Raw genomic sequence first — 24,309 nt, 5'->3', positions numbered from 1 at the left:
ATTGCGAGCGCAGCGAAGCAATCCAGGGCGACGCAAAACCGCCCTGGATTGCTTCGCTGCGCTCGCAATGACGAACGATGGTGGTGACGGGACACCCTGAATTACCTCATCAAGTTTCCAATCAGACACATAACTACGGAGAGACATAAAATGAGACCAGCTTCCGGCTCGCCGCTCGCGCGCGATGCCATGGCCTATGTCCTGGCCGGCGGACGAGGCAGCCGCCTGAGGGAGCTGACCGACAATCGCGCCAAGCCCGCCGTCTACTTCGGCGGCAAGGCCCGGATCATCGACTTCGCGCTGTCGAACGCGATCAACTCGGGCATCCGCCGCATCGGCGTCGCCACGCAGTACAAGGCGCATAGCCTGATCCGCCACATGCAGCGCGCGTGGAACTTCATGCGCCCCGAGCGTAACGAGAGCTTCGACATCCTCCCCGCCAGCCAGCGCATTTCGGAGCTGCTGTGGTACGAGGGCACCGCCGATGCGGTTTACCAGAACATCGACATCATCCAGCCGCACGCGCCCAAGTACATGGTGATCCTGGCGGGCGACCACGTCTACAAGATGGACTACGAGCTGATGCTGCAGGAGCACGTCAACTCGGGTGCGGACGTGACCGTGGGCTGCCTCGTCGTGCCGCGCATGGAGGCGGTGGCCTTCGGCGTCATGCACGTCGATGCCGAGGACCGCATCACCGCCTTCGTCGAGAAACCCGCCGATCCGCCGGGCATTCCGGGGCAGGAGGACATGGCGCTGGCCTCTATGGGCATCTACGTGTTCAACACGGATTTCCTGTTCGAGCAGCTGCGCCGCGACGCCGCCGACCCCGACAGCAAGCGCGATTTCGGCGGCGACATCATCCCCTACATCGTCAAGCACGGCAAGGCGCAGGCCCACCGCTTCACCAACAGCTGCATCCGTGCGGCCGAGGAGATCGAGGAATACTGGCGCGACGCGGGCACCCTCGACGCCTATTTCGACGCCAACCTCGACCTGACGGACACCGTGCCCAAGCTCGACATGTACGACCGCGAATGGCCGATCTGGTCGGACTCGGTGGTCGCCGCGCCGGCCAAGTTCGTCCATGACGAAGACGGGCGGCGGGGCCATGCGATCTCGTCGCTGATCTCGAACGACTGCATCGTCTCGGGCGCTCTCGCCCGGCGCTCTCTGCTGATGACGGGCGTGAAGATGGGCAGCTTCTCCAGCGTGGAAGAGGGCGTGATCCTGCCCTACTGCAACATCGGCCGCAGCGCCCAGCTCAAGCGCGTGATCGTCGATTCCGGCGTGCGCATCCCCGAGGGGCTGGTCGTCGGCGAGGACCCCGAACTCGACGCCCGCCGCTTCCGCCGCACCGAGAACGGCGTATGCCTGATCACCAAGCCGATGATCGACCGGCTGGGCCTGTGATGGTGAAACTGTGATGGTGAAACCGTGACCTCGCTGAAAGTCCTGTCCGTTGCCTCCGAGGCGGTGCCGCTGGTCAAGACCGGCGGCCTTGCCGACGTCGCGGGCGCGCTGCCCGGCGCCCTCGCCCCGCACGGGGTGGAGATGACCACGCTGCTGCCCGGCTACCCCTCGGTGCTGGCGGCGTTGGGACGACGGCCCAAGGTGGTCTACGCATGGGACGCGCTGCTCGGCACCCCGGCGCGGCTGCTGGCGGGCACCTTGCCCGATGGCCACCCGCTGCTGGTGCTCGATGCCCCCGCTCTCTATTCGCGGGAGGGAGGCCCTTACTCCGACGCTGCCGGGATCGACTGGGCGGACAACTGGCAGCGCTTCGCCGCTCTCGGAAAAGCCGCTGCCGAGATCGCAGGCGGGGTGATCGTCAAGCGGGGCAAGCCACAGGGCTTCGATGTTCTCCATGCGCACGACTGGCAGACCGCTATGGCGCCCGCATACCTGCGTTACGTGCCGCTGAGTGCCGCTGAGTGCCGTTCGGTCATCACCATCCACAACATGGCTTTTCAGGGTTGGTTCGCGCCGGAAGTCTTTGATCGCATTGAACTTCCTGAGAGCGCTTGGGCACTCGACGGGGTCGAATACCACGGCGGCTTGGGAATGCTGAAAGCGGGCCTCTCCAGCGCCGATGCGATCACCACCGTCAGCCCCACATATGCCCGCGAAATCCGCTCCACCGTGTTCGGAATGGGCCTCGAAGGCCTGATCGTGGAGCGCGGCGGCGCGGTTCACGGCATCCTCAACGGCATCGACGCAAACGTGTGGAATCCGGCTTCCGACGCGGCTTTGGCGGCCCCCTACAGCCACCGCACGCTGGACAAACGCCGCGCCAACAAACGCGCCCTGGAGGCCGAATTCGGCCTCGACGAAGGCGACGGCCCGATCTTCATCGTCGTTACCCGCCTGACCTGGCAGAAGGGTATGGACGTCCTCCCGGACGTCCTCGACCACCTCGTCGGAATCGGCGGAAGACTTGCACTTCTGGGCTCCGGTGACGCTGCGCTGGAGCGCGCCCTGATCGAAGGCGCCGCCCGCCATCCCGGCCGCGTCGGCATCCGCATCGGCTACGACGAGGCGCTGTCCCACCGCATGCAGGCGGGCGGCGACGCGATCCTCATCCCCTCGCGCTTCGAGCCTTGCGGCCTGACGCAGCTCTACGGCCTTGCCTATGGCTGCCTGCCGGTCGTCGCCCGCACCGGGGGGCTGGCGGACACCGTGATCGACGCGAATCCGGCCGCTCTGGCCGCAGGCTGCGCCACCGGCGTCCAGTTCGACGGCGTCGACTACGATGCCCTCGCCGCCGCGATCACCCGCACCGTCCAGCTTCACGCCCAGCCCGAAGTGTGGGAACGCCTCCAGAAGAATGCGATGAAAAGCGACTTTTCATGGCAGGCCAGCGGCAAGGCCTACGCCGACCTCTATCGCACGCTGGCGGCATGAAGCCCCTCGGCGCCCGGGTGGAGGCGGGCGAAACCTGCTTTACCGTGCGCTCTCCCCGGGCCGAGGCGCTCTGGCTCTGCCTCTTCGACGGAGAACGGGAAACCCGCCATCGAATGGTGAGAACTGCCGCAGACTGGACGCTCACGCTGCCAGGCGACCTTTCCGGCACGCATTACGGCTATCGCGCGGAGGGCCGCTGGGCACCAATGGAAGGGCATTGGTTCGATCCGGCCAAGCTGCTTGTGGACCCCTATGCCGTCGAGCTCGACCGCCGCTTCGTGCAGAGCCCGCGCCTCGCTGCGTTGGGGGAAGATACCGCCGACATCGTTCCGCGCGCAGTCGTCCCCGAGCCTAACCCTGCCGGACCAACAGAAGCACCCCGCTTCGCGCGCGGCGGGCTAATCTACGAGCTTAACGTCCGCGCTTTCACGATGCTTCACCCCGAAGTGCCCGAGCCCTTACGCGGGACCGTAGCCGCACTCGCGCATCCGGCCGTTCTGGCGCACTTCGTCAAGCTCAACGTCACCGCCGTGGAACTGATGCCAATCGTCGCCTGGGTCGACGAACGGCACCTGCCTCCGCTTGGACTGGTCAATTCGTGGGGTTACAACCCGGTCGCAATGATGGCGCTCGATCCCGGCCTCTGCCCCGGTGGCGTAGAAGAATTGCGCCGGACCGTTGCGGCGCTCCATGACGCGGGGATCGGCGTGTTGCTGGATCTTGTGTTCAACCACTCCGGCGAGAGCGATATTCACGGCGGCGTCCTGTCGTTGCGCGGTCTTGATGATGCAATGTATGCGCACGCCCCCAGCGGTCAGCTCATCAACGATACCGGTTGCGGGAACACACTCGATTTCGCCAATCCCGCCGTGCGGCGGCTGACGCTCGACACGATGCGGCATTTCGTCGAACGTTGCGGCATCGACGGGTTTCGTTTCGACCTCGCTCCGATCATGGCCCGCGGCCCCGGCTTCGATCCCGCCGCGCCGATCTTCGCCGAGATTGCCCGCGACCCGGTGCTCGGCGACCGGGTCCTGATCGCCGAACCCTGGGACATTGGCCCCGGCGGCTATCAGCTCGGGCAGTTCCCCGCCACCTGGCTCGAGTGGAACGACCGTTTTCGCGACGACGTGCGCCGCTTCTGGAAAGGCGACACCGCCATCGGCATACTGGCCACGCGCCTTGCGGGATCAACCGACATCTTCGGCCCGCAATCGCCGGCCGAAGGCTGTCGCTCGATCAACTTCCTCGCAGCGCATGACGGGTTCACACTGGCCGATACGGTGGCGTACGAGCATCGCCACAACGAGGCTAACGGCGAGGACAACCGCGACGGCCACGGTGAGAACTTCAGCTGGAACAACGGCGTCGAAGGGGCGACCGAGGATCTGACGATCGCACAGGCCCGGCGTCGCGATCTCGAAGCCCTGCTTGGCACCCTGTTCGCATCGACAGGTACGATAATGCTGACCGCCGGGGATGAGTTCGGACGCACCCAGTACGGCAACAATAACGCCTATTGTCAGGACAACGCGATCGGCTGGATCGACTGGGAAGCCCGCGACAAAGGACTGGAAGACCATGTCGTCACCTTGTCCGCCGCAAGAGCGGCCAGACGCGCGCTGTTCGAGCGGTTCCCCGAACCGGTAGTCTGGCAGACCCGCGATGGCGACCCGATGAGCGTCGAGGATTGGGAACATCCGGACGCCGACTGGCTGGGTTGCAAGTCGAACGCCGGAGATTTCGGCTTTACTATTGACCGTGCGACAAGGCACGTCAGCATCGCCATCTGAGAGCCGAACCGTGGTACGTTCAGCCGACGCTGCCATCCTGCGGCAATTCGCGACCTGACTGCGTCGGCGAAACTTTTCTAAATTATTGTTTTAACGTATTTTCTGATACATTAAATAATTCCGCCTGATGAGAAAATGCTCTAGCCCCCGCTGCGCAGTTGCTCCGTCAGATAGTTCATCAGTGGTTGCTCGAACCTGGAGTTGATGACCAGGAAATGTCGGCGCTTGTCCTGCTCATCCGGCAGTCGGCATAGGACGTCCTCATCGACCAGGCGGCGGACCAGACGGAGAGCCGTGCTCATCGGGGCGCCGGAAGCGATGCAGGCACTGGATACCGACACACGCCTCGCCTCGATCTTGGCCAGCAGCAGATCGAGCAGCATCGCCCAGGTCGGATCGCCGAAGAGTTCACCGCCGCCGATCTCCCGCCGCTTGCTTTCCTTGCGCAGCAGATCCTTGATGAACTGGCGCAAGTGGACTGGCTCCACGGCCTCGGCGCTGACTGGGGGAACGCTGCTTTCCGCCGCTCGATCGCGAAACGCCGGAGGCACGGGCTCATCGATCAGCCCCGCCAGACGTTGCAATTCGCCGCTAAGCTGCGACATCCTGTCCAGCAGCACCTTGCGTTCGCCAACAGCCTCGGGAAGCCCCTGCACGCGCTGAAGGGCACGACGCAGATCGACGGGGCTGATCGGCTTTTCCAGAAAGTCTGCAGCCGAAGCACGCATCGCGTCGATGGCTACGTCCTTGGTGGCATGGCCCGTCGCGATGATGAAGCGCAACTGGCGCTCATGCTCTTCAGCGTAAAGCGAAAGCTCGCGAATCAAGGCGATGCCGTCCAACCCGGGCAAGTTGTAGTCGACGATCGCGATCGAAATGTCATGCGCTCGAAACAGCGTCTGCGCTTCATCCGCGTTCGAAGCGACGAAAGGCTCGTATCCCATCTGCCGCAGCGCGAAGGCGCATTCCATGCCCCAGTCGGTATCGTCATCGACGACAAGTACCGGCGATACCTGCCGAAACACGCCGGCTTCCATTGCCGAGGGAATTTCAGACATACGCGTTGCTCCTTGCGAGATCTCCGCACCGTCGTCTTCTGATTCAGTAGTCTGTGGACCAAGAAGCGCCCCAATGCGTATCCGCCAATTCTTCGGCATCGCTTCTTCCAATTCCGTTATTTTCTACAGAACGCCCTGTCACATTCCCGGCAGATGTTGTTGCATGGCAACCGACACGATTGCTACCGCTAAAATTGCCGATGCATCAGGCCGCCGTCGCACGGCGCCCGCTTTCTGGAATGCCGCCAGGGCGAAAAGGGTAAGTAGCGCCACCGTGACCATGGCGAAGGTTCCGGCAAGGCCAAGCCACGTCGCCCCTGCCGCCAGTAGCTTGATCTGGCCTCCGGTGAGCACGCGAGCGCCGGTATATGCCCGCAGCAGAGCCACCGCGAGACTCGCGACCGCCAGGCTTCCTGCGCCTGCCGCGCAGGCCCGGACCAGTCCTGGAACGCCGCCGAAAGCCGTGGCTCCAAGCAATCCGAACGTGGCCAGCACGATATAGAGCCAGTCCGGCGTGGTCCTTCCCTCCCAGGGAAGGACCACTACCGGGATCAGTGCGAGCAGTAGAAAGGCAAGATAGAAATATCCTGCAGCTTCCATATCAGTATCCTCCGTTGGTCACCGTCACGTTGGCTTCGACGTTGCTGTCGGGAAGCGGCACGAAGGCTCCGTACTTCATGATCGGACTCCCGCTCATGTCGTAGCGCACCTCCACCCGGAACGTGCCGCTGGTATCGCCCACCCCCGCTGTGATCTGCGGCTGCGACTTGCCGCCAAGCAGCGACCCGTAATTGTCGATCACCGCCTGCGCACGGTCCTGCGCGAGCGTGACCCGCTCGCTGAGGGACAGGCCGGCGACTGCCGCCCTCGCCCCCTCGGCCGCCGCCTGCCTCACGCCGATCAGCGCCGTGAAGTAGATCGAATAGACGATCACTCCGAACACCAGGGCAAGCAGCGCCGGAGCTAGGAGGGCGAACTCCAGCGCCGCTAGGCCCTTTTCGCACTTCAGCAGTCGGAGCGGTGTCCTTGCCGTCATGCGCATGGCACAACCTCCCCGATCAGGTCTGGTTGAACAGGTTGGTGAACGCGGCCGAGAGGTCGTCGTTGAACTGCGAACCAATCGCGACGATCGCGGCCACTACGATGCCGCCCAGCACCGCGTATTCAACTGCAGTCAGGCCGCGCTCATCGGTGCGCAGGCGGGTCACGAGATTAAGGATCGAATTCATCATAGTTACACTCCCCATTTCCCTCCGTGTTGAAGAGGCGACCGGGGAGCGGAGGGGCTCCCATGGCGCCATGCATTGCGATTAGATCAGCACCGGCACTCCGCAGCGCACACCGCCCACCCAAAAGGTGCCGTGACCCAGCTGTATGCCGAGGGCCACGAGGACATTGGTGAGCAGCGGATCGACGACGGCGGTGACGATGCCGGTCACGGGCTGGGTGACGGCCGGGATCAACTGGCTGTCGAGCAGCGGCTGTACCAGCGAGCAAAGCCCGAGCAGACAGTTGATCTCCAGCCCGCCCGGCCCCGTGAGACTGTTGACGAGACCCTGCACGGTATTGCCTACGCGCGCGCCGTTGAGCACCGATTGCGGGATACCGGCCCGAGTGGGACCGCCGATCGTGCCCGGCCCGAAGACCAGCGTGTTACCCTGGGGTTCGCCGCCCAGCACCGGCTCAGCGATCGCGCGGCCCTTGATCGTCACGTCGACGAGTTGGGTCAGCAGCGGCAGTTTGATCGGGATACCTGCGTGTACGATCTCGGTCTTGGTAATATCCGATGCCTTGATCGGCAGCAGCGGCTTATCCATCGCCCAGCCCGGCATGTCGCCGATATAGGCGCTGACAAGCGCCGAGTGGCCGACGACGCGCACCGTGGTGTTCGTCTGCTGGTCCACCCCCGGCGCGCAGTCGATGCGGTCGATCGAACCGTCGGCCGACTGGATGTCGATGATCACCGGAACGTTCGCGCGCGCAATGTTAAGCGGCAGGTTGAGCAACGTCACCTGTACCTTGAGCCGCAGCATCGAGGTGCCCACCTCGGTCTCACCTGCCGGGCCAAACGAAAAGCGCGGACGGTTGACCGGCCCCGACGCTGCGGCGGCAATCGTCACCTGGCTGCCGGTCAGCAGTGGCGGAGGGGACACGGCGGCGATGACCTGCGAAAGATCGAGCGCGGCGGGATCGTCCTGCACCGCGTAGCTGATCAACTGGTAGGCATTGAGTCCCGCACGGAGCGCAGGCGCCACGTCCGCTTCGCCCACCTTCATGTTGCGCCACACGCCGACCTTGAACAGTCCCCGCAGCGGCACCCGGTGGCCGCCCGGCACGAAGCTGTTGAAGGCGTTCAGGGCATTGCGCGTATCGCCCGGGCCAGCCGCCTCGGCCGCGGCCGCGACGATGTCGCGCAAGTCGTAAGTCCCCTTGACGAGATCGCCGTAAGTACCGGTGAAGCCCGAACGCTCGGCCAATTCGTCGAAGAACAGCCCGGCATCGACATTGCCGCCGAGCAGCGCCTCGATCTGCGATGAAGACAAGTTCAGCGAGATGCCGAGCAGGCCGCCAAGCACGCCGTTGACCGCGTGCAGCAGCCCGCCGACGCCCATGGTACTGACGTCGAGCAGGCCGGATGTGGCAGAAATCCCGGCCTCGTCGATGCGCGCCGCGCTGGCGGTGGCGGCGAGCTCGGGAATCGGGCTCATGTCCCCCAGCACACCGGTCAGGAACTGGCGGCTACCCTTGCTCGTGGTCACGCGGACTGCATTGGGGCGCACCGCGCTGCCGGCACAATCGGCAGGCAGGGCGCCCGGAAGGAAGAAGCGCGAACCGGCGTTGTCCGCCGCTTTTCTGTCGTCGTTCGCGCAGTAGTAACCGATTTCGACGTTGCGAATTACCGAAGGATCGTAACCGTTGTGCTGAAGGTAAGTCTCGGCCAGCGAGCGGGCATCATCCGGCCGCATGGAAGCCGCAAGTGCTGCCGCCTCGGTCGCAATGCGCAGTTCGCGATTGCCGCTGTAGTAAAGCGCTACATCGAGCGCGAGACCGGCCGAGAGGAGCAGGGGCACGCCCAGCACGGCCACGGCGGGCGCCACCACGCCGCGCTCGTCCCGCCGCAGACGGCGGATGGTTGCTCTTAGACGGCTCATGACCCGGCCACCTTGATGCCGCTGCCTGCCGCCGCGATCCGCGCTGCCTCGCCCGCCACCTGCTGGCGCAGCTGCGACTTGGCCTTGGTGTCCGTCATGCCGGAAAGCAGCGCGTCAGCTTCGCCCAGCCGCCCGTTGAGAGTGAGCGCGAGGATGAGGTTGTTGCGCACCACTTCATCACCCGGCGCAAGGTCGTGAGCCGCGCGCAGCGTCTCGACCGCCTCGGCGGTCTGCCCAGCGCGCAGGCGCGCATAGCCAAGTGCATTGGTGATGAAGGCATCGGCGGGGCTGGCCTGCGACGCCGCCGCGTATTGCGTCACCGCCTGCGGCCACTGTCCTTCGGCGGCCAGCACATGGCCCCGCACGGCAAGCGCGGCGCCGCTGCGATCGTTACCCGGAATGCGCCCCAGCGCCGTGCGCGCGGCATCGACTTGCCCGAGGTCCAGCAGGCAGTTGACGCGCAGGACACGGGCCTGCGGATCGTCGGGATGCTTGCGGTCGAAATCGTCGAGATAGGCCAGCGCGGCGCGGGCACGGCCGTCCGCGCGCGCCTGCTGGATCAGCGTCAGGTACAAGGTGCGGGTGGAGGTTTCCTCCTGCACTTCGGCAGCGCGATCGGCTGCGAAAGCGGGGCCGGCGGCGAAAAGGAACACAGTCGCGGGCAGCAGATGACGGATCATTTCCCGGAACTCCGCAGCGTGTCGAGGATAGCGGCGACCGGCGGTCCCGCCAGGACGATGAAGAGCGCAGGCATGAAGAATACCAGCATGAGCACGACCATGCGCACGGTGATCTTGCCGATGGCCTCGCGGGCGCGGGCGACGCGGCGCTGCGAGAACTCCCGGATGTATTCGCGCAGGGCAGGCACCAGTTCCATGCCCTGGAACAGCGACTGGCGGAACAGCGCCGCCAGTTCGCGCGCCCCGCTGACGCCGACGCGCGTGGCCCAGCGGTCGAATGCGACCTGATAGTCCTGCCCTCGGTCGAGGTCCTCGACCAGCATGGCCACCAGCCGGGCGTGGTTGGGCACTGCCACCTGCTCGTCGCGGGCGATGCCGCGGAAGCACTGGTCGAGCGAGACACCGCTTTCCAGCATCATTAGCATGAGGTCGAGCAGGAACGGGAATTCCGCCGTCAGCACCCGCTCACGCGATGCCGCGCGCATCTGCAGCGCGTATTTGGCACCGATATAGGTAAGCCCGGTCAGTGCGAAAGTCGGGAAGATCGGCTTGAGCGGATTGCCGGTGACCACAAAGCAGGTCGCCATCGATGCGACCATGACCGCCAGCGTCGCACCCAGACGCAGCGCCACGAATACGTCGAGCGCGCCTGGCTCGAAATAGCCCGCCGCGCGCAGGCGCTTCTCGATCTCAGCCTTGTCGCGCCCTTGCGCCAGCAGCGCGCGGGGTGCGCGCATCGTGCGCCAGTTGCGCCCTGCGGCGGCGGCGCCCGAGGTCCCGGACGTCGCCCGGCCATCGACCCGCGCCCGCAACCGTGCGTCGGTCTGCAACCAGCGCAGCCCGATCAGCGCCACGGCAAGGCCCGAGACGGCCGCGATGAGCGAGATCGAGGCGAGGAACCCGGCCATCAGAACGACAGCCTCATCATCCGGCGGATTATCATGATGCCGATGAATTCCAGCCCGATCGCGACCATCGACATGTTGCGCCCGCGCGGATCGGAGATGAAGAAATCGATGTAGGCCCGGTTCATCGCCACCAGCAGCGTCATCGCCAGCAGCGGCATCGCGATCAGCACCCGCGCGCTGACTTTCGCTTCCGACGTCGCAGCCTGCAGATCGCGGCGGATGCGAACGCGCTCACGCAGGATATTGGCAAGGTTGCCGAATACCGTCGCGATCGATCCGCCGTAGCGCAAGTTCGTGCGGATGGCCGCGGCGATCATCGAGACTTCCGGAATCTGCAAACGGTCGGCGAGGTGCTGCACGGTTTCCGCGACCGGAGCACCCATCGCCAGGCGCCGCCCGACCGGCGCGAAGTAGCTGGCCACCGCCTCGGGCGCATCCGCCAGCGCGCGCGTCAGGGCCTGAGAGAGCGAATTGCCCACCGACTGAAGCTGGCGCACCCCGTCGAGATAGAGCGGCAACGCTTCGGTCAGCGCGTCCACGCGCTTGCGCGCGCGGCCCTTCAGCCAGGACAGCGCCAGCATCGGCACGCCCACGATCAGCACCAGTGCAGCGGCAGGGCCGAACAGCAGCAGCACGATAAGCGTGAGCACCAACATGACGCCGATCAGGGTCTGGAGCGCAGGCACCGTCAGTTCGACCTGCGCCTGCGCGAGCAGTGGCGCAATGCGCTCAGGCACCGTCACCGCCACCAGCGGCCGGACGATTATCTTCCCGGGCGAAGCGATGGCCTCCAGCCGGCGGTCGAGCGTCACGCGGTCCCGCATGCGCTGGGCAAACCACTGCCACGCAACCGCGCCGACGATCAGCAGCGCCAGCAGGAGATAGGCGCCGCCCTTCACCATGCCGGGCCATCCTTGTCCACGACCGGGCTGGCGTAGTCCTTGAGCCGCGCGGCATGGTAGGGGCGCGGTGACAAGGTACGGTGCAGCCCCTCGCCCGACATCGGCGGCTGCTCCTCGAAATGGAACAGTTCGTTGAGCGTATAGGCCTCGCCCTCCACGCCAGTCACTTCGGCGACCGAGGTAATCCGGCGCGAACCGTTGGCGAGGCGCTGGATGTTGACGATCGCGTGGATCGAATTGGCGACGAAGCGGCGAACCGCGCGCACGTCGTTCTGCTGGCCCGCGAAGCCGAGCAACATCTCCAGACGGGAGAGCGCATCGCGCGGCGTGTTGGCGTGCAGCGTCGCCATCGAGCCGTCATGACCGGTGGACATCGCCTGCAGCATTTCCACCGCCTCTACCCCGCGCACTTCGCCCAGGATGATGCGGTCGGGACGCATGCGCAGCGCATTGCGCACGAGGTCGCGCGCGCTGACCTCGCGGCTGCCATCGACGTTGGGGGGGCGAGTTTCGAGGCGAACGACGTGCTCCTGCCGCAACTGCAGTTCGGCCGCGTCCTCGATGGTGACGAGACGTTCCTTGTTGCTGATGCAGCTCGACAGCACGTTGAGCAGGGTCGACTTGCCCGCGCCGGTGCCACCGCAGATCAGGATGTTGAGCCGCGAGCGCACGGCGCTGGTCAGGAACGCGGCCATCGCCGGGCTCATCACGCCGCCCGCGACGCAGTCCTCGATGCTCAGCGCCTGGAGCCGGAACTTGCGGATCGAAACCAGCGGGCCGTCGAGCGCGATCGGCGGGATGACGATGTTGACGCGCGAACCGTCGGCGAGGCGTGCATCGACGAAAGGCGTCGCCTCGTCCACGCGGCGGCCGATCGGGCCGACGATGCGCTGGATGATGTTCATCAGGTGGGCATCGTCGCGGAAACGGGTCTCGACCCGCTCAAGGATGCCCGCGCGCTCGGCGTATATGGTGTTGGCGCCATTGACGATGATGTCGTCGATGCTCGCATCGCGAAGCAAAGGCGCGAGCGGGCCGAGGCCGACCACTTCGTCCTCGATATCCTCGATCAGCAGCAACCGCTCGGCGCTGTTGAGCGCAAGCTGGCCGCGGCGGCTGCGGCTGCTGATGACCTGCTCGATCTCCTGGCGCAGCGTGCGTCGGTCGAGGGATTCGGCGGTGATGCCCTGCGTCTCGAGCTGCTCGATCACTTGCGCGCAGGTGAGTGCCTTGACCGCCTGATAGCTGTCGCTCATCCGCTGAGCGGCCGGCTGCGCGATCGGCGCCTTACGCCGAGGCTCGGTCAGCGCCTCCTCGGGCACGAAGTCGTTGGTGAGCAGGCTCATGCGCTACGCTCCACCGAACGCAGGATGGCGCGGCGCATGCGGTCGATGCCGAAGTTCGTGCTCTTGGCCTGCGTCGAAATCCCGCAGGCGCGGCGGATCGCCTGGGCATAGCTGCCCCCGTCGCGCTCCATCATCAGCGGACGGCCCGCGTTGAGCGCGTTGCTCTGGCTCACATGGTCCACCGGCACGCCGAGCACGGTGTCGATGTCGAGCGTATCGGCGATACGGCGACCGTCGAGCAGGATGCGCGGGTCGTGCTCCCACACCAGCAACCGCAGCCGCTGCGCACTCGCAGTGTCCATTGCCACGCGGTCGAGCAGGCGGCGGGTGGAGTCGAGTTCACGGATCGACTGGCTGCAGACCACCTCGACGCTCTGCGCCTGCGAGGCGAGTTCGCGCAGCAGGCCGCCGTTGCGCAGCGATCCACCGCACAGAACGACATGGCCGCAACTGGTGCGCAGAAGCTGGATCAGCCCGACGATGTCGGCCGGACCGATGCCGACCGGCTCCGCGCCGGTGCCGCCGTCGAGCGTCAGCAGCGACAGGCCGGAGCGCTCGTGATGGGCCAGTGCATCGCCGAGCAGGCTGGCATCCATGCGGTCGATGTCGGATATGGCCGAAGCGATCCCGTAATCCACCTTGAGGTCGAGATAGGCTTCGGCCGTGCTGGTCGGCAGGGTGCAGTCGATCAGCAACGTCGAAGTGCCATCGAGGCAATGCGCCAGTGCCATGTCGGTCGCCACCACGGCCGTTGCATCGCGGTCGGTGCCGAGGACCAATGTGAAGCGCCCGAGCCGCCCGTGGCTCGTCAACGACGTGTTGAGCACGCGCGAGAGGATCTCGCTGACTTCCGCCGCCACCGCGCCGCGCGGCATCACGTCGGCCGCACCCGAGCGGATCGCCTGGAGCACGTGGCCCGCGTACATGTCCTCGGTCGCCAGCACGATCGAACGTCCGGCCGCCGCCTGCGAGACCTCGGCGATGACCGAGGCCATGGCCCGCTCTGCCGGGATCGAGGCGTGGTCGATGACGACGATGCCGGGCCCTTCGAACTCGGCGCCGTCCAGCGACTGCACCATTTCGACCGCCACGTGCGCGCCCATCGCGTCGGAGATTCGCTGCGCGAGGGCGCGGTCGATGGAAAGAAGATGGATGCGTGCCATGTCAGCGCCTCACCACGCCAAAAGTCCGGATGCCTTGTTCGACACCGTCGTTGCCGACGATCATCTGCCCTATGCTGGGATCCACGGGATTATTGGCGGTCGCCAGCATCGGCTTCACCGCCTCCGGCTCTACCAGCCGGGGCGTGGCGACGATGATCAGTTCCTGACGCTCCTTCTGGTTCTGCTGCCGCTTGAAGAAGGCGCCCAGCACCGGCAGGTCACCGAGGAACGGCACCTTATCCTTGGTCACGGAACTGTTCGAATAGTTGAGCCCGGCGATCACGAAGCTCTGGCCGCTGCCCAGTTCCACCGTCGTCTCGGTCGAACGGCGGCGGATGCCTGGCACCGTATAGCCCTGCAGCTGGACGCCGTTGTTGTAATCAAGCTCGCTGACTTCGGGCGCCAGCTTCAAGACGATGCTATTCTCGCTCAGGACATAGGGCGTCACCGATAGGCGCACGCCGAATTCCTTGTACTGGATGGAGATTGTGTTGCCGTTGCCGCCGGTCGATTGCGGTACAGGCACGGGAAACTCGCCGCCCGCCAGGAAGCTCGCCTTCTCGCCCGAGCGCACCAGCAGCGTCGGCTGCGCCAGAAGCTGCGAAAGCCCGTTCGAGGACAATGCGGAAAGCACCGCGCCGATGCCGCGGTTGCGGCTGCTCAGAAACAAGTTGAACGCGCTCTGGATCGGCGCCGAGGCATCGATGCTGAGACCGGGCGTTGCATTACCGCTCGCCCCCGAGCCGTTGAACGAATAGCCGTTGAGGCTGCTCGACGGGATCAGCGCGCCCTGAATGTCGCCCGAGAGCTTGGCGAAGCTGAAGCCAAGCGCCTTGAGCGTCGAGGAGGATACCGCCGCGAACTGGACGTCGACGGCGACCACCTTCTCGCCTGCACGCAGCGGTCCGTTGGCGCTCGCATACGTGGGGGCCGGCGGATCGACGTGGAACTGCGTCTCCCCGATCATCGAGCCATCCGCCGCGTAGACGCTGAGCGCCGCGTCGCCTGCCCCCTGCCCGCTGACCCGCAACGACTGCGAGGTCGGCGCAGAGACGGCAATCACGTTGTCGCGGTTGACCTCGATGCGAGCGATCGAGCGGGTGAAGCGCAGGGTCTGCGCCTCGTCGATCTGAAGCGTACGTTGATCCTGCGCGCTTGCGATAGCCGGCGCCATCGCGGCGACGCAGGCCAGCAGGCCGCTTGCATACTGCGCCCTCATTGTGCGCCACTCCCCGAATAGATCGTTTCGCGATTGCCGCCGACCACCAGCTCGATCGCATGGGGGGCGGGAGCGCGGCGTGGCTGTACCGTCCTGGCAGGAGGCGCTGCCGCCGCGCGAGGGGGAGGCGCGGCGGCAAACGCCGGCGTCGGCCTTGCCGCCGCCGAAGGAGCCTCGAGAATGGATGCGACCTGCGCCGTCGCGACTTCCTGCTTGTCCTCGGGATTGCGCAGCGAGAGGTAGAGCGCGCCGGTGCTCTTCGCGAGCGAGAGTTCGGACACCTGCTGCGGATCGAGAGCCAGCGTTAGGTTGCGCGCGGGAGGCGGAGGCGCGGATACCGCGCCCGTCACCCCGTCCTTGACCGGAGCACCGACGACGACTTCGCCCACCGCCAGCACCGGCACCATCTGCAACAGCGTGGTAGACCGGCTGCGGCCGTTGCCACGCGCGCCTGCAATCGCATCCTCGCCGGGATAGACCACCTGGACATCGACCCGGTCGCCCGGACGGACGAGGCCGGCCACTGCGATCTCCGCGGTCGTGTCGATGCTGATCGCGCGCATGCCGACCGGCACGCGGATCGCCAGCTTGCCTTCCTGCTGCAGCGCCTCGCGCGGGATCGGAGTATTGGCCCGGATGTCGCGGGTAGCAACCCGGCCGACGACTTCGGCGGGGGTAGCCGCGCCGGGAACACGGGAGGGGTCGAGAGAGGCATTGCGGATCATGTCCGCCGTGATCGTCTCTCCGATCTTCACGTCGCGCGTGGCAACAGCGAGGATGGCACCTTCAGCCTGCGTCGATCCCGCTGCCAGCCCCCGCACCGGCCCCGACGCGCCGCGCGGGGTGGCCGAACGCCCCAGTTCCCTGACACCCAGGAAACCGAACGTTGCGGCCGCAACGAGCCCGACAGTGATCGTCAGCTTCGCTTTTGAACCCAGGCGCATGCAATTCCCCTTTGCCATTGCGCTTACGCAAACGGAGTGCTGCCCCTGCACCCCGCGAAAATTGTGAACCGTTCCTTGCCGGGACAGGTTCACTTCCATTTGTGAATGGTAACCTGTGCCGAATTCAGTCCATCATGGAGAAGGAGCCGATGCGAGGGGATCGGCATGCCCGGATTTCCGCAGTTGGTCGCTCCCTGCAGGCCTGCGCACAAGTGCGCGGTGCAACATCCCTGTAATTCGGGAGATCGCCCGCAATGGATGAACAGGAAGTAACCCTCACTTCGGTTCTTTTCGTGACTTGCGCCGATAGTCGAGGCAATAGGAACACATGTTCAAGACCGTCCTGACCGACCATGCTCCGACACATCGTCGTCAAGGACATTGCGGGACTCTGCAAACGAATTCCTCAACAGAGGCTTGGACTTGCTTGCATGAGGGGGCAGGAACCGAAACGCCGATCGCGCTTCCCGACCCTCACTATGACGATGAGGCACACATTGTGAACAACGCAGCATCAAAGAGGGGCACCCAGTGATCCCCGTTCAGGAAGCGATCGGCGACAACGCGAAGGCACACGCGGACGAACGAGATACCAAACGGTCCCGCAAGGCCCGCAGATGGAGCGACGGGACCCGTCTCTACGCCGCGACAACGGCGCTGGCAGCGCTGACCCTTGGGCTCGTCGCACCCCATTCGCCCGGCGCCGGGGTGATCTCAGCCGCGTCTTCAGGCGCGTTATACGTCTTGCACAGGCCGCGCCTGTCGCTCGTGACAGCAGTGTTATTGGCGATCGGAGCCTTGCCGGCTGGCGAAGCCGCGGGATCGCCGATATTCTGGGCAGACCTCGTGCTGGTGTCCTGCGCGGCGCTGCTGCCCCGGCGACTGACGACGACATTGCTGCGCGTTCCCCGCTGGTCGTGGCCTGCTGCCATGACGGTGGGAGCCTTGTGTCTGTTTGCCTACTTCTTTGCAGGGCCGATTCTTGGCCCTACGCTGGGTATTCTTTCCGCATTATGCGCGGCGTTCATCGGCGCAGGAATTGCCCGTCATCTTGCAATGGTCGATGCAAGGCTCCTTGCATGGGGCGAAGGCGGCATGGCCGAAGTCACCCGCGATCTCCTTCTCGGCCGCATCGCCAGCGGGATGCTGCACGACCTTGCCCAACCGCTGAACGTCATATCGATGGCAAACGCCAACATGGACTACATCGTCAGCCATCTCGACATCGATGAGGTCAACCGCCAGCAGATCCACGAGCGCGTGGCCCGTATCGCCACCCATACCGAAGGCGCCGCCCACATCCTCAGCCTGTTCCGCTGGTTCGGCCGAGACGGTCGCGAAGGCGACGGCGCGCTGACCGTCCAAAACGCACTGGAATGCGCGATCGCGACCACTCGATCCAACGTGCGACACCACGGAGTTGCAGTCCACTTGCGCGGGACGGGCCTCGATTACCTCGTACCCGGACAGTACGGTGCGCTGCAGATGATGGCGGTAGCGGCTCTGCTCAGCGCTTTTTCCAGCTTCTTCGGCAAGGACGGAAGCAAGCACAAAGGCGAAGTCCTGCTCAACGCGAGCATCACGCCCGCCCACGTCGTGATTACCGTCGATTGCATGGACGAGAACGCGAACCCCATGCCCGCGCGCACGATCGACGGCGCCACACTCTGGCTGGTCGAACAGGTCGCGCAGGAAGCATCGAGCGAATTTCGCTGCGTGCTACATAACCGTAAACCGCTGCGCTTCGTAATCCGCCTCGGCCGCGACGACATCTGATCGGGTATCAGCCTACCACCAATAGCGGCAGTTCGATCTTCACGCACGCGCCTTCGACATCGCCCGGCGACAGTTCGACGACGCCGCCGATCTTGCCCAGCACCTGGCGGCAGATGTGCAGGCCCAGGCCCGTTCCATTACGTGGTTTGGTAGTGAAGAACTGCTGGAAGGCGGCCCTTGCCTGCTCTCGCGACAGTCCGGCCCCGTTGTCGGAAATTATGCAACGCAGTGCCTCTCCCTCGATCGAGAGACGGATCGCAATGCGTCCCACACCCCGCCAGCCCGCCTCCCGGCGCGCTTCGATGCTCTCCGCCGCGTTGCGCAGAATGTTGACGAGCACCTGTTCCGCCTCGATCTGGCACAAGCCGACGTTCGCGGGAACCGGCGTCCGGCATTGCTCGACCCTGATGTTGGCCTTCTCGAACAGTGGTCTCAGGAACCGCACCGCATCGCGGGCAGCCACACCGAAGTCTGCGCTGACCACGCCCCTGCTGTTGCCGGAGGCATAATCCAGCGTATGATCGATGATCGTCTGCGCCCTCTGCACCTGCTCGGCGATCCGTTCGATCGCCTTGGCGAGTTGTGGCTGCATACCATCGTTGCGCTCGAGCAGTAGACGCAGGTTTTCGTTGGCGATCGCGATGGAAAATAGTGGCTGGCGCAGTTCATGCGCCAGTTCCGAACTTTGCTCACCAAGATCGGCAAGACGCGCCTTGGCGGCGATCGTCTCGAACAATTGCTCGACACCGGCCGGGTCGATCCCGCAACCGGCCCGATGCGCAGTGCCGTCCGTGTCACGGCAAAGCTGGCTTGTCGGCGTGCATCGGCCCCAGTTCTCGACATCGCGCTGGGTGATCTCGTTCGGTTTCATTCGAAGCCTTCCGCGTTTTCATGCACTTCATTGCCGGCGTCGAGCATAGCGGTGAGCGTACTGATGAGCAGTTGCGGCTGCACCGGCTTGGTGAGCACCAGATGATGTGGCAACGCCAGGTCGGGGTCCGGACGAAGCTGATCGCCGGTTATGAAAAGATAGCGAAATTCACGCTCGCTCAACTCGGCATGCGCACGAATACGCGATACGATCGACAATCCGGACTCGCCCCCTAACCGCACGTCGCAAGCCAACACACGGATCGACGCGTGACGTTCGAGCATCACCATCGCCTGATCGAGATCCTCGACGCCGACGGCGCATATGTCATGCAGCGCCATGAACGTCAGCAGTTCCTCGACGATCGCGCTCACGTCGTCGATCAGCAATACCAAAGCTTGATCGTTTCCCATCAGCTTCTCTCACCTGAAGCCCGAACATCATCGGCCCGGGTCTAATTACATTCACTTAGGTGGCATTACGTTTCCAAATCAATAACGAGCCATAAACATTGTTAGAAATCGAAAAGTTATCACCAGACCCATGATAGCGGCGCTTCCGCTACCTGCTTAAGCACAACTGCGATATGAAGTCGCTCGCAGTGCATGGCCAAAGCGACGCGCCGGCGAGCGCGCTGCAATCGATGGAAAAGTGCCGTGTTCGAGGCATTCGATGGCGCCTTCGACCATCGCTGCTGCGGCGAATGCATGTTCGTCTTCAAGCATCCGTTGCGCGGTATGCAGCAATTCGCGTGCTGACTGTTGCCCATTAGTTCTCATCACAAGGTCCTTCTCTTTTATTCGGCAGTTAGAGGGGACGACCCACGGCAAGGGCCGTCCCCTCCCCCCACCTCGTTATCCGAGGTCGGGCTGCGGCGTGTCCAACCAGGGGGAGGGCAACAAGGCGGTGGACACGCCGGCCTCAGTTCAGTTGCCCGTGCCGCCCCCCAGCAGCCCCCCGACCAGTCCAGTGACCGGAGCGAGGACGGTGCCAGTGCCTGTACCGGACCCGGTGGCGCCCACTAAGCTGCCCACGACCCCGGTTACGGGAGCGAGCAGGCCTGCTGCGCCCGAGCCGCCGGTGCCAGTGCCTCCGAGCAAACCGCCGACCACTCCGGTTACCGGAGCAAGGACATCGCCCGTGCCGCCGCCGCCAGTCACGCCGCCGAGAAGACCCCCGACCACGCCAGTCACCGGAGCAAGGACATCGCCCGTGCCGCCGCCGCCAGTCACGCCGCCGAGAAGACCCCCGACCACGCCGGTCACCGGAGCAAGGACGGTCCCGCCCGTCTCGCCGGAGCCAACGCCGCCGATGACTTGGCCCAGCGTCCCGTTCAGCGTGTCAAGCACCGGAGAGGCAACGGCATCCACCACGCTCGTAACCGGAGCCACTACCGGGGCCAGCCCGTTCGTGACCTGCGTTACGCCGGCCCCTACCTGCGCACCGAGCAGCGAACCGGCAAGGTTGCCCACCGGAGCAAGACCTTGCGCCACGCCTGCCGCCGTCGTCGGGATGGTGACGTCAAGGATGCTGCCATCCGCCAGCACGTCGGCCGTCACGAGTTGCCCGGATACGAGCCCCGGGTTTTCAGACAATACGTTGACACCTGCCAGAGTGCCGCTCGTACTTGGCCCGGTCAGGACATTGTTGCCAAGGTCCAGGCCGACCAGCGGTCCGGTGTAAGTCGGTGCCGTGCCGGAGCCGCCACCCGGCAGAGTGCCGGTAATGCCATCAACCAACCCTCCGAGTTGCCCGGTGAGAGGGCCAAGCAGGCCGTTCTGTCCCACGACCGGAGCCAGTACCGCATCGACCGTACCAAGTATCGGCGTCGTCACCTGGCTAACGGTCGAAGTCACCACCGCCACCGTCGGGGACAGCCCGTTGGTGACTTGCGTCACCGTCGAGCCCACCTGCTGACCGAGCAGCGCGCCAGCCAACGAGCCCACAGGGGCCAGAGCCTCTTGCGTTTGCTGAGTAGTGGTCGGCAACGCAACGTTGACGATATGGCCGTCACCGGTGAGCACATCGACGGCGATGGTACCGCCATTGCCGGTGGCGACGTCAGGAGCCACGTTCACGTCGATCAGCGTGCCCGAACCACTCGGCCCGAGGATGGGCGTGCCACCCACTCCGACACCAGCCACGGGACCGGTGTAGCTGCCGGATGGACCGGTCGGACCGCCAGGGCCAGTCGGACCGCCAGGGCCAGTCGGACCGCCGGGGCCGGTCGGGCCGCCAGGACCAGTCGGGCCGCCAGGGCCGGTCGGGCCGCCAGGGCCGGTCGGGCCGCCAGGGCCGGTCGGGCCGCCAGGGCCGGTCGGGCCGCCAGGGCCGGTCGGGCCGCCAGGGCCGGTCGGGCCGCCAGGACCAGTCGGGCCGCCAGGACCAGTCGGGCCGCCAGGACCAGTCGGGCCGCCAGGACCAGTCGGGCCGCCAGGACCAGTCGGGCCGCCAGGACCAGTCGGGCCGGACGGATCACTTGGACCGGTTGGGCCGCTCGGGCCTGACGGCGTGCCACCGCCGCCAGCACCGACACGGAACCCGACGCCATCGGCGCAGGCTCCCAGCAGAAGAAGGGGAATGGCGCTCGCACACAGCAATATGTGCCTTGTCGATTTGCGCTGCTTACTAAGCGGCATCTTGTTGTCCTCCATAAAATGCCCAGTCCGCAAAGGCTAAAGGACTGTCGTGGAAGACATCGCGCTCAGAAGAAGCCGCCCCGGCTAGAGGCTCAAACGGGCACCTCCAGCTTATCCGGCTCGTTTTCGCAAACAGCTGTGCATGCCTGGGAAAACGGCTCGCGAGAAAAGCACCGGACGGTGCATCGCCCTCGAAATCTGGCAAGAACCCGGAAAAAGCAAAGGCTCGCGAGCAAAATCCGCTTTGCGCGCGAGCCGGGAGATGGAGCCGAAATGACGGTTATTTATATCCGCATCCACGCTCGGCGGATACGAGAGCGCCGCAACTCAGTCTGCTGCGGCTTCGATCTCGCGGGCGACTCGAGAGCGGCTGTCCAGAACGGCTTCTCGGACGATCGCCAACACCTGATCGAGATCGGTATCGGGCGTCAGGGTCAGTTCGACCGCAAGGCCGTCCTTGACCGACCTTACCCGCCCGACCCGCGCATCGCCCACCAGCAGTACGGTTTCGCTCCCCTGCGACGTGGAGCCTTCTCCCGCTGCATGCTTCAGACGAGACAGGACCGTCGCGGCCGAGATCATCTTCTCGCCCGCCGCCGCGAAGCGTTGCTGTTCATGCCCGATGGCCCGCGCGGCGACCAGCACGCGCTCGCGCTGCTCGCCACGACGCAGCAACGGGGTCAACACTTCGGAATGGCGCACACGCAGTTCTTCGCGCGTGGCGAAGGCATCGACGACCTCGTCCGGCATCTGCGCGAGCGACAGCAGGCGGCTGAGCTGGCTGTTGGAAAGGTTCAGAGCCTCGGCCATGCGCGACTGGACACCGCCGTAGAAGCGATCGACCGCACTCTGGTAACTGCGCGCGCGATCCAGCTCCGTGATATCCTGCCGCTCACGGTTCTCGATGTCCGCAAGGCGGAAGGCTTCCTCGTCGCTCAGGTCGACGATCATCGCATTGAGGCGGATCTCGGGGCGGCCATTGTGATTCAGCCAGTCCACACAGAACCGGCGCCGGCTGCCGACCAGCAGTTCGTAGGGACAATCCGCCCCCGGAGCGTTGTGACGGACGAGTACCGGAATGCGGTTCCCGTCTTCCTGCGCAATCGATTCTATGAGTGAACGGCAGCTTTCGGCCGAAAGTCCAGGCACGTCGCGTGGATTGCCATCCCATACCGAACAGTCGGATGGACGGATGGAAATCGCCGTACGCCCCCTTGATCCTCCCTGCGCGACGCCGGCCAGCCGCTGATCGAGGCGTGAAAGTTCCTCGCTTTCGAAGCGCAAAGCCTCTGCCGGTTCCGGTTCATAGGATAGCGTCGTCAATATATCCCGAACAAAGCTCCCCACCGTGCGTCCCCTTCCTTGCTATGATCCACTGGATCGAGCCCAGGCCGAACATAGCGAAAGGAATGGCTCCGCCGCCCGGCGAACTAGGTTCGGATCGGCTCTATTTCCTCGCGAAAAGACTGCGATTTCAGAAGCGGTGATTGGCCGTTATCGCGAAACCATGGATGCGGCGGTCGTTGGCGAACTCGCCGGAATAGGACAGTCGAAGCGCCGTCCGCTCGCCGTACACCGCACTGATCCCGGCTCCTACGACTGCGCCATCACGATCGTAGCGGGTGGACGGTAGCGTGAAGATCGGCGTGCCGCCCTGCAGGAAGATCGCCTCGATCCGGCTTTCCGGCCGCGACCGCAGTTCCCGCTGCCACTGCGCCTCGACGCTGGGGCGCAAGGTCCATGCCCCCTTCCGGAGCGATGCGGAAGCCCGCATCCCCAGACTGCTGCGCACCGATTCCGTCTTGAACTTGGCAACGGCAAGTGAAGCCGGCCCACCACTTTCGACGAAGCCGCCGAGATCAGCATAGCGATAGTGAAGCCCGGCGAAAGGTTGCGCCCGAAGGACGCCGAGCTTGAAGATGCCTCCGGCCTCTACCGTGGCCGCGGCGTTGTCGCCGTTTGGCCCGGACTGCAGCCGGTCGCTGAAGCCAGTGAAACTGACTTGGCGTCTCAACTGATACCAGCTGCGGGTATAGCCCGCCGTGGCATCCACATAATAACGTCCATTGGTATAGCTGGCGTAAGGCGTGACGTTGGCATTGAACAGCGTGCTGCGAGGTTGCTGGCTGCGATCCAGGTTCGCATCGATGCCATCAATCCCGATCGACGTGCCCAGGATCAATCCCGGCACCGGCGAAATGTCGAAACCCGCCCGGATCGAGCGGCTGTCGAAATTGGCGCGCGGCCGATCCGGCCTTGCGTGATAGTCGCCTTGTTTGAGGCCGTAGCTGACCATCACATTGATCGTGCGGTCACCACTTACCGGCACTCCTGGCGAAGCATCGAGTGCAAACTCGCGACGCTGCGCCAGGTAGCCGCGGATTTCCCGGTCGGTTGCGTCCATGGACTGGATCGAGAGCCGAGGCATAAGCCGATAAGGCGCCGCACCGAGTTGCCCGAGCGCTTCGGCCCGAGCACTCGCATCGGGGAGCGCATCAATCGCATCAAGGATGCCTGCATACCCCGCCGCTGCCGACGGTGCGAGGGCATCGAGGGCTGCACCGACCGCCGCCTGACCCGGTGTAGTGCCGTCAGCCTCATAACTCTGCGCGAAAGCAGGTGCGGAATGCACGCCGAGTGCAACGGCGCATACCGCAAGACCAATCGCAAGGCGCATCGTCGAGCCGGATTTTGAATGCTGCAAGTTTGTTTCCTCCGCCGTTATCGCAAAGCTCCGAGTGCCTTGCGCTTTCCGTCTGGTGTCAGGCTTTATGATGTTACGTCCGTGAGGCATCTGGCCAGTCGAACTGCCCTCGCTGCGAAGGCTTCCTACGAGAGCGCCGCCTCGATGGCTTTTCAGGTAAGCAGCCCCGTGTTGCGTGCCGTCCGGAGTGCCTGCACCTCTTCCCGGCCTGCAGGATCCATGCGAGAAGACCTTTTGCGAGGCATTGCGC

22 protein-coding genes are annotated in these 24,309 nt (G+C 65.0%); 5 read left to right on the top strand and 17 right to left on the bottom strand.

Going from position 1 to position 24,309, the window contains the following annotated elements; all coding sequences use genetic code 11:
• Positions 1-150 precede the first annotated feature (150 nt).
• The 3 genes from glgC to glgX are packed head-to-tail and all read left to right on the top strand — an operon-like array spanning position 151 to position 4,697.
• Positions 151-1,413 carry a glucose-1-phosphate adenylyltransferase gene (gene glgC / locus PKE80_RS22215; protein ID WP_008831502.1) on the top strand — a complete coding sequence of 421 codons (1,263 nt, stop codon included), beginning with the start codon at positions 151-153 and terminating at the stop codon, positions 1,411-1,413.
• A 24-nt stretch (positions 1,414-1,437) separates the two neighbouring features.
• On the top strand, positions 1,438-2,904 hold the full coding sequence (gene glgA, locus PKE80_RS22210) for a glycogen synthase GlgA (protein ID WP_271184392.1): 1,467 nt from the start codon (positions 1,438-1,440) through the stop codon (positions 2,902-2,904).
• On the top strand, positions 2,901-4,697 hold the full coding sequence (glgX, locus tag PKE80_RS22205) for a glycogen debranching protein GlgX (RefSeq protein WP_271184391.1): 1,797 nt from the start codon (positions 2,901-2,903) through the stop codon (positions 4,695-4,697). Before glgA ends, glgX begins: the two co-directional genes overlap by 4 nt.
• Before the next feature lie 140 nt (positions 4,698-4,837).
• Here the strand turns inward: glgX and PKE80_RS22200 are convergent, their stop codons facing one another.
• The 12 genes from PKE80_RS22200 to cpaB all read right to left on the bottom strand — a co-directional run bounded on the left by PKE80_RS22200 (position 4,838) and on the right by cpaB (position 16,069).
• Positions 4,838-5,755 (bottom strand): response regulator, encoded by a 918-nt coding sequence (locus PKE80_RS22200; protein WP_271184390.1) that lies wholly within the window; start codon positions 5,753-5,755, stop codon positions 4,838-4,840.
• A 138-nt stretch (positions 5,756-5,893) separates the two neighbouring features.
• On the bottom strand, positions 5,894-6,355 hold the full coding sequence (locus tag PKE80_RS22195) for an A24 family peptidase (RefSeq protein ID WP_271184389.1): 462 nt from the start codon (positions 6,353-6,355) through the stop codon (positions 5,894-5,896).
• Position 6,356: 1 nt separating this feature from the next.
• Positions 6,357-6,797 (bottom strand): TadE/TadG family type IV pilus assembly protein, encoded by a 441-nt coding sequence (locus PKE80_RS22190; protein WP_370425189.1) that lies wholly within the window; start codon positions 6,795-6,797, stop codon positions 6,357-6,359.
• Between the two features lie 16 nt (positions 6,798-6,813).
• The gene (locus PKE80_RS22185) at positions 6,814-6,984 is read right to left on the bottom strand and encodes a Flp family type IVb pilin (protein ID WP_271184388.1); all 171 of its coding nucleotides are present in this window, start codon (positions 6,982-6,984) and stop codon (positions 6,814-6,816) included.
• Between the two features lie 81 nt (positions 6,985-7,065).
• Complete coding sequence (locus PKE80_RS22180) at positions 7,066-8,907, bottom strand: TadG family pilus assembly protein (protein ID WP_271184387.1); 1,842 nt, start codon at positions 8,905-8,907, stop codon at positions 7,066-7,068.
• Positions 8,904-9,587 carry a tetratricopeptide repeat protein gene (locus PKE80_RS22175; RefSeq protein WP_271184386.1) on the bottom strand — a complete coding sequence of 228 codons (684 nt, stop codon included), beginning with the start codon at positions 9,585-9,587 and terminating at the stop codon, positions 8,904-8,906. The genes PKE80_RS22180 and PKE80_RS22175 overlap by 4 nt, the downstream gene beginning before the upstream one ends.
• Positions 9,584-10,495, bottom strand: a complete 912-nt coding sequence (locus PKE80_RS22170; protein ID WP_271184385.1) for a type II secretion system F family protein — start codon at positions 10,493-10,495, stop codon at positions 9,584-9,586. Before PKE80_RS22170 ends, PKE80_RS22175 begins: the two co-directional genes overlap by 4 nt.
• A complete protein-coding gene (locus tag PKE80_RS22165) occupies positions 10,495-11,397 on the bottom strand; it encodes a type II secretion system F family protein (protein ID WP_271184384.1) in 903 nt (300 codons plus the stop codon). The genes PKE80_RS22170 and PKE80_RS22165 overlap by 1 nt, the downstream gene beginning before the upstream one ends.
• Entirely contained in the window at positions 11,391-12,743 is a 1,353-nt protein-coding gene (locus tag PKE80_RS22160; RefSeq protein ID WP_271184383.1) for a TadA family conjugal transfer-associated ATPase, read from the bottom strand. The genes PKE80_RS22165 and PKE80_RS22160 overlap by 7 nt, the downstream gene beginning before the upstream one ends.
• A complete protein-coding gene (locus PKE80_RS22155) occupies positions 12,740-13,906 on the bottom strand; it encodes a CpaE/TadZ family protein (protein ID WP_271184382.1) in 1,167 nt (388 codons plus the stop codon). Before PKE80_RS22155 ends, PKE80_RS22160 begins: the two co-directional genes overlap by 4 nt.
• 1 nt (position 13,907) lies before the next feature.
• Positions 13,908-15,125, bottom strand: coding sequence for a type II and III secretion system protein family protein (locus PKE80_RS22150; protein WP_271184381.1), 1,218 nt, complete (start codon positions 15,123-15,125; stop codon positions 13,908-13,910).
• Entirely contained in the window at positions 15,122-16,069 is a 948-nt protein-coding gene (gene cpaB, locus PKE80_RS22145; RefSeq protein ID WP_271184380.1) for a Flp pilus assembly protein CpaB, read from the bottom strand. Before cpaB ends, PKE80_RS22150 begins: the two co-directional genes overlap by 4 nt.
• A gap of 798 nt (positions 16,070-16,867) precedes the next feature.
• On the opposite strand from cpaB, the gene PKE80_RS22140 reads away from it, so the two are divergent.
• Positions 16,868-17,845: a sensor histidine kinase gene (locus PKE80_RS22140; protein ID WP_271184379.1), complete on the top strand. Its 978-nt coding sequence runs from the start codon at positions 16,868-16,870 to the stop codon at positions 17,843-17,845.
• Positions 17,846-17,852: 7 nt separating this feature from the next.
• Here the strand turns inward: PKE80_RS22140 and PKE80_RS22135 are convergent, their stop codons facing one another.
• Positions 17,853-18,716, bottom strand: a complete 864-nt coding sequence (locus PKE80_RS22135) for a sensor histidine kinase (RefSeq protein WP_271184378.1) — start codon at positions 18,714-18,716, stop codon at positions 17,853-17,855.
• Positions 18,713-19,129, bottom strand: coding sequence for a response regulator (locus PKE80_RS22130; protein ID WP_271184377.1), 417 nt, complete (start codon positions 19,127-19,129; stop codon positions 18,713-18,715). Before PKE80_RS22130 ends, PKE80_RS22135 begins: the two co-directional genes overlap by 4 nt.
• A 192-nt stretch (positions 19,130-19,321) precedes the next feature.
• On the opposite strand from PKE80_RS22130, the gene PKE80_RS22125 reads away from it, so the two are divergent.
• Positions 19,322-19,474, top strand: a complete 153-nt coding sequence (locus PKE80_RS22125) for a hypothetical protein (protein ID WP_271184376.1) — start codon at positions 19,322-19,324, stop codon at positions 19,472-19,474.
• Between the two features lie 168 nt (positions 19,475-19,642).
• Here the strand turns inward: PKE80_RS22125 and PKE80_RS22120 are convergent, their stop codons facing one another.
• The 3 genes from PKE80_RS22120 to PKE80_RS22110 all read right to left on the bottom strand — a co-directional run bounded on the left by PKE80_RS22120 (position 19,643) and on the right by PKE80_RS22110 (position 24,059).
• Positions 19,643-20,845 (bottom strand): hypothetical protein, encoded by a 1,203-nt coding sequence (locus tag PKE80_RS22120; protein WP_271184375.1) that lies wholly within the window; start codon positions 20,843-20,845, stop codon positions 19,643-19,645.
• Positions 20,846-21,682: 837 nt separating this feature from the next.
• The gene (locus tag PKE80_RS22115; protein ID WP_271184374.1) at positions 21,683-22,504 is read right to left on the bottom strand and encodes a ParB/RepB/Spo0J family partition protein; all 822 of its coding nucleotides are present in this window, start codon (positions 22,502-22,504) and stop codon (positions 21,683-21,685) included.
• 325 nt (positions 22,505-22,829) lie between these two features.
• On the bottom strand, positions 22,830-24,059 hold the full coding sequence (locus PKE80_RS22110) for an autotransporter outer membrane beta-barrel domain-containing protein (RefSeq protein WP_271184373.1): 1,230 nt from the start codon (positions 24,057-24,059) through the stop codon (positions 22,830-22,832).
• Positions 24,060-24,309: the final 250 nt, after the last annotated feature.

This window comes from Novosphingobium resinovorum (genome assembly GCF_027922145.1).
GTDB lineage: Bacteria > Pseudomonadota > Alphaproteobacteria > Sphingomonadales > Sphingomonadaceae > Novosphingobium > Novosphingobium resinovorum.
Note: the sequence above shows the minus strand (reverse complement) of the source record. Positions and strands in the feature narration are given on the sequence as shown.

What these genes read in the sequence shown, in the direction of transcription:
- glgC (WP_008831502.1), top strand. Translation starts at nt 151, where the DNA reads ATGAGACCAGCTTCCGGCTCGCCGCTCGCGCGCGATGCCATGGCCTAT.
- glgX (WP_271184391.1), top strand. Translation starts at nt 2,901, where the DNA reads ATGAAGCCCCTCGGCGCCCGGGTGGAGGCGGGCGAAACCTGCTTTACC.
- PKE80_RS22200 (WP_271184390.1), bottom strand. Translation starts at nt 5,755, where the DNA reads ATGTCTGAAATTCCCTCGGCAATGGAAGCCGGCGTGTTTCGGCAGGTA.
- PKE80_RS22195 (WP_271184389.1), bottom strand. Translation starts at nt 6,355, where the DNA reads ATGGAAGCTGCAGGATATTTCTATCTTGCCTTTCTACTGCTCGCACTG.
- PKE80_RS22190 (WP_370425189.1), bottom strand. Translation starts at nt 6,797, where the DNA reads ATGCGCATGACGGCAAGGACACCGCTCCGACTGCTGAAGTGCGAAAAG.
- PKE80_RS22185 (WP_271184388.1), bottom strand. Translation starts at nt 6,984, where the DNA reads ATGAATTCGATCCTTAATCTCGTGACCCGCCTGCGCACCGATGAGCGC.
- PKE80_RS22180 (WP_271184387.1), bottom strand. Translation starts at nt 8,907, where the DNA reads ATGAGCCGTCTAAGAGCAACCATCCGCCGTCTGCGGCGGGACGAGCGC.
- PKE80_RS22175 (WP_271184386.1), bottom strand. Translation starts at nt 9,587, where the DNA reads ATGATCCGTCATCTGCTGCCCGCGACTGTGTTCCTTTTCGCCGCCGGC.
- PKE80_RS22170 (WP_271184385.1), bottom strand. Translation starts at nt 10,495, where the DNA reads ATGGCCGGGTTCCTCGCCTCGATCTCGCTCATCGCGGCCGTCTCGGGC.
- PKE80_RS22165 (WP_271184384.1), bottom strand. Translation starts at nt 11,397, where the DNA reads ATGGTGAAGGGCGGCGCCTATCTCCTGCTGGCGCTGCTGATCGTCGGC.
- PKE80_RS22160 (WP_271184383.1), bottom strand. Translation starts at nt 12,743, where the DNA reads ATGAGCCTGCTCACCAACGACTTCGTGCCCGAGGAGGCGCTGACCGAG.
- PKE80_RS22155 (WP_271184382.1), bottom strand. Translation starts at nt 13,906, where the DNA reads ATGGCACGCATCCATCTTCTTTCCATCGACCGCGCCCTCGCGCAGCGA.
- PKE80_RS22150 (WP_271184381.1), bottom strand. Translation starts at nt 15,125, where the DNA reads ATGAGGGCGCAGTATGCAAGCGGCCTGCTGGCCTGCGTCGCCGCGATG.
- cpaB (WP_271184380.1), bottom strand. Translation starts at nt 16,069, where the DNA reads ATGCGCCTGGGTTCAAAAGCGAAGCTGACGATCACTGTCGGGCTCGTT.
- PKE80_RS22135 (WP_271184378.1), bottom strand. Translation starts at nt 18,716, where the DNA reads ATGAAACCGAACGAGATCACCCAGCGCGATGTCGAGAACTGGGGCCGA.
- PKE80_RS22130 (WP_271184377.1), bottom strand. Translation starts at nt 19,129, where the DNA reads ATGGGAAACGATCAAGCTTTGGTATTGCTGATCGACGACGTGAGCGCG.
- PKE80_RS22125 (WP_271184376.1), top strand. Translation starts at nt 19,322, where the DNA reads ATGGCCAAAGCGACGCGCCGGCGAGCGCGCTGCAATCGATGGAAAAGT.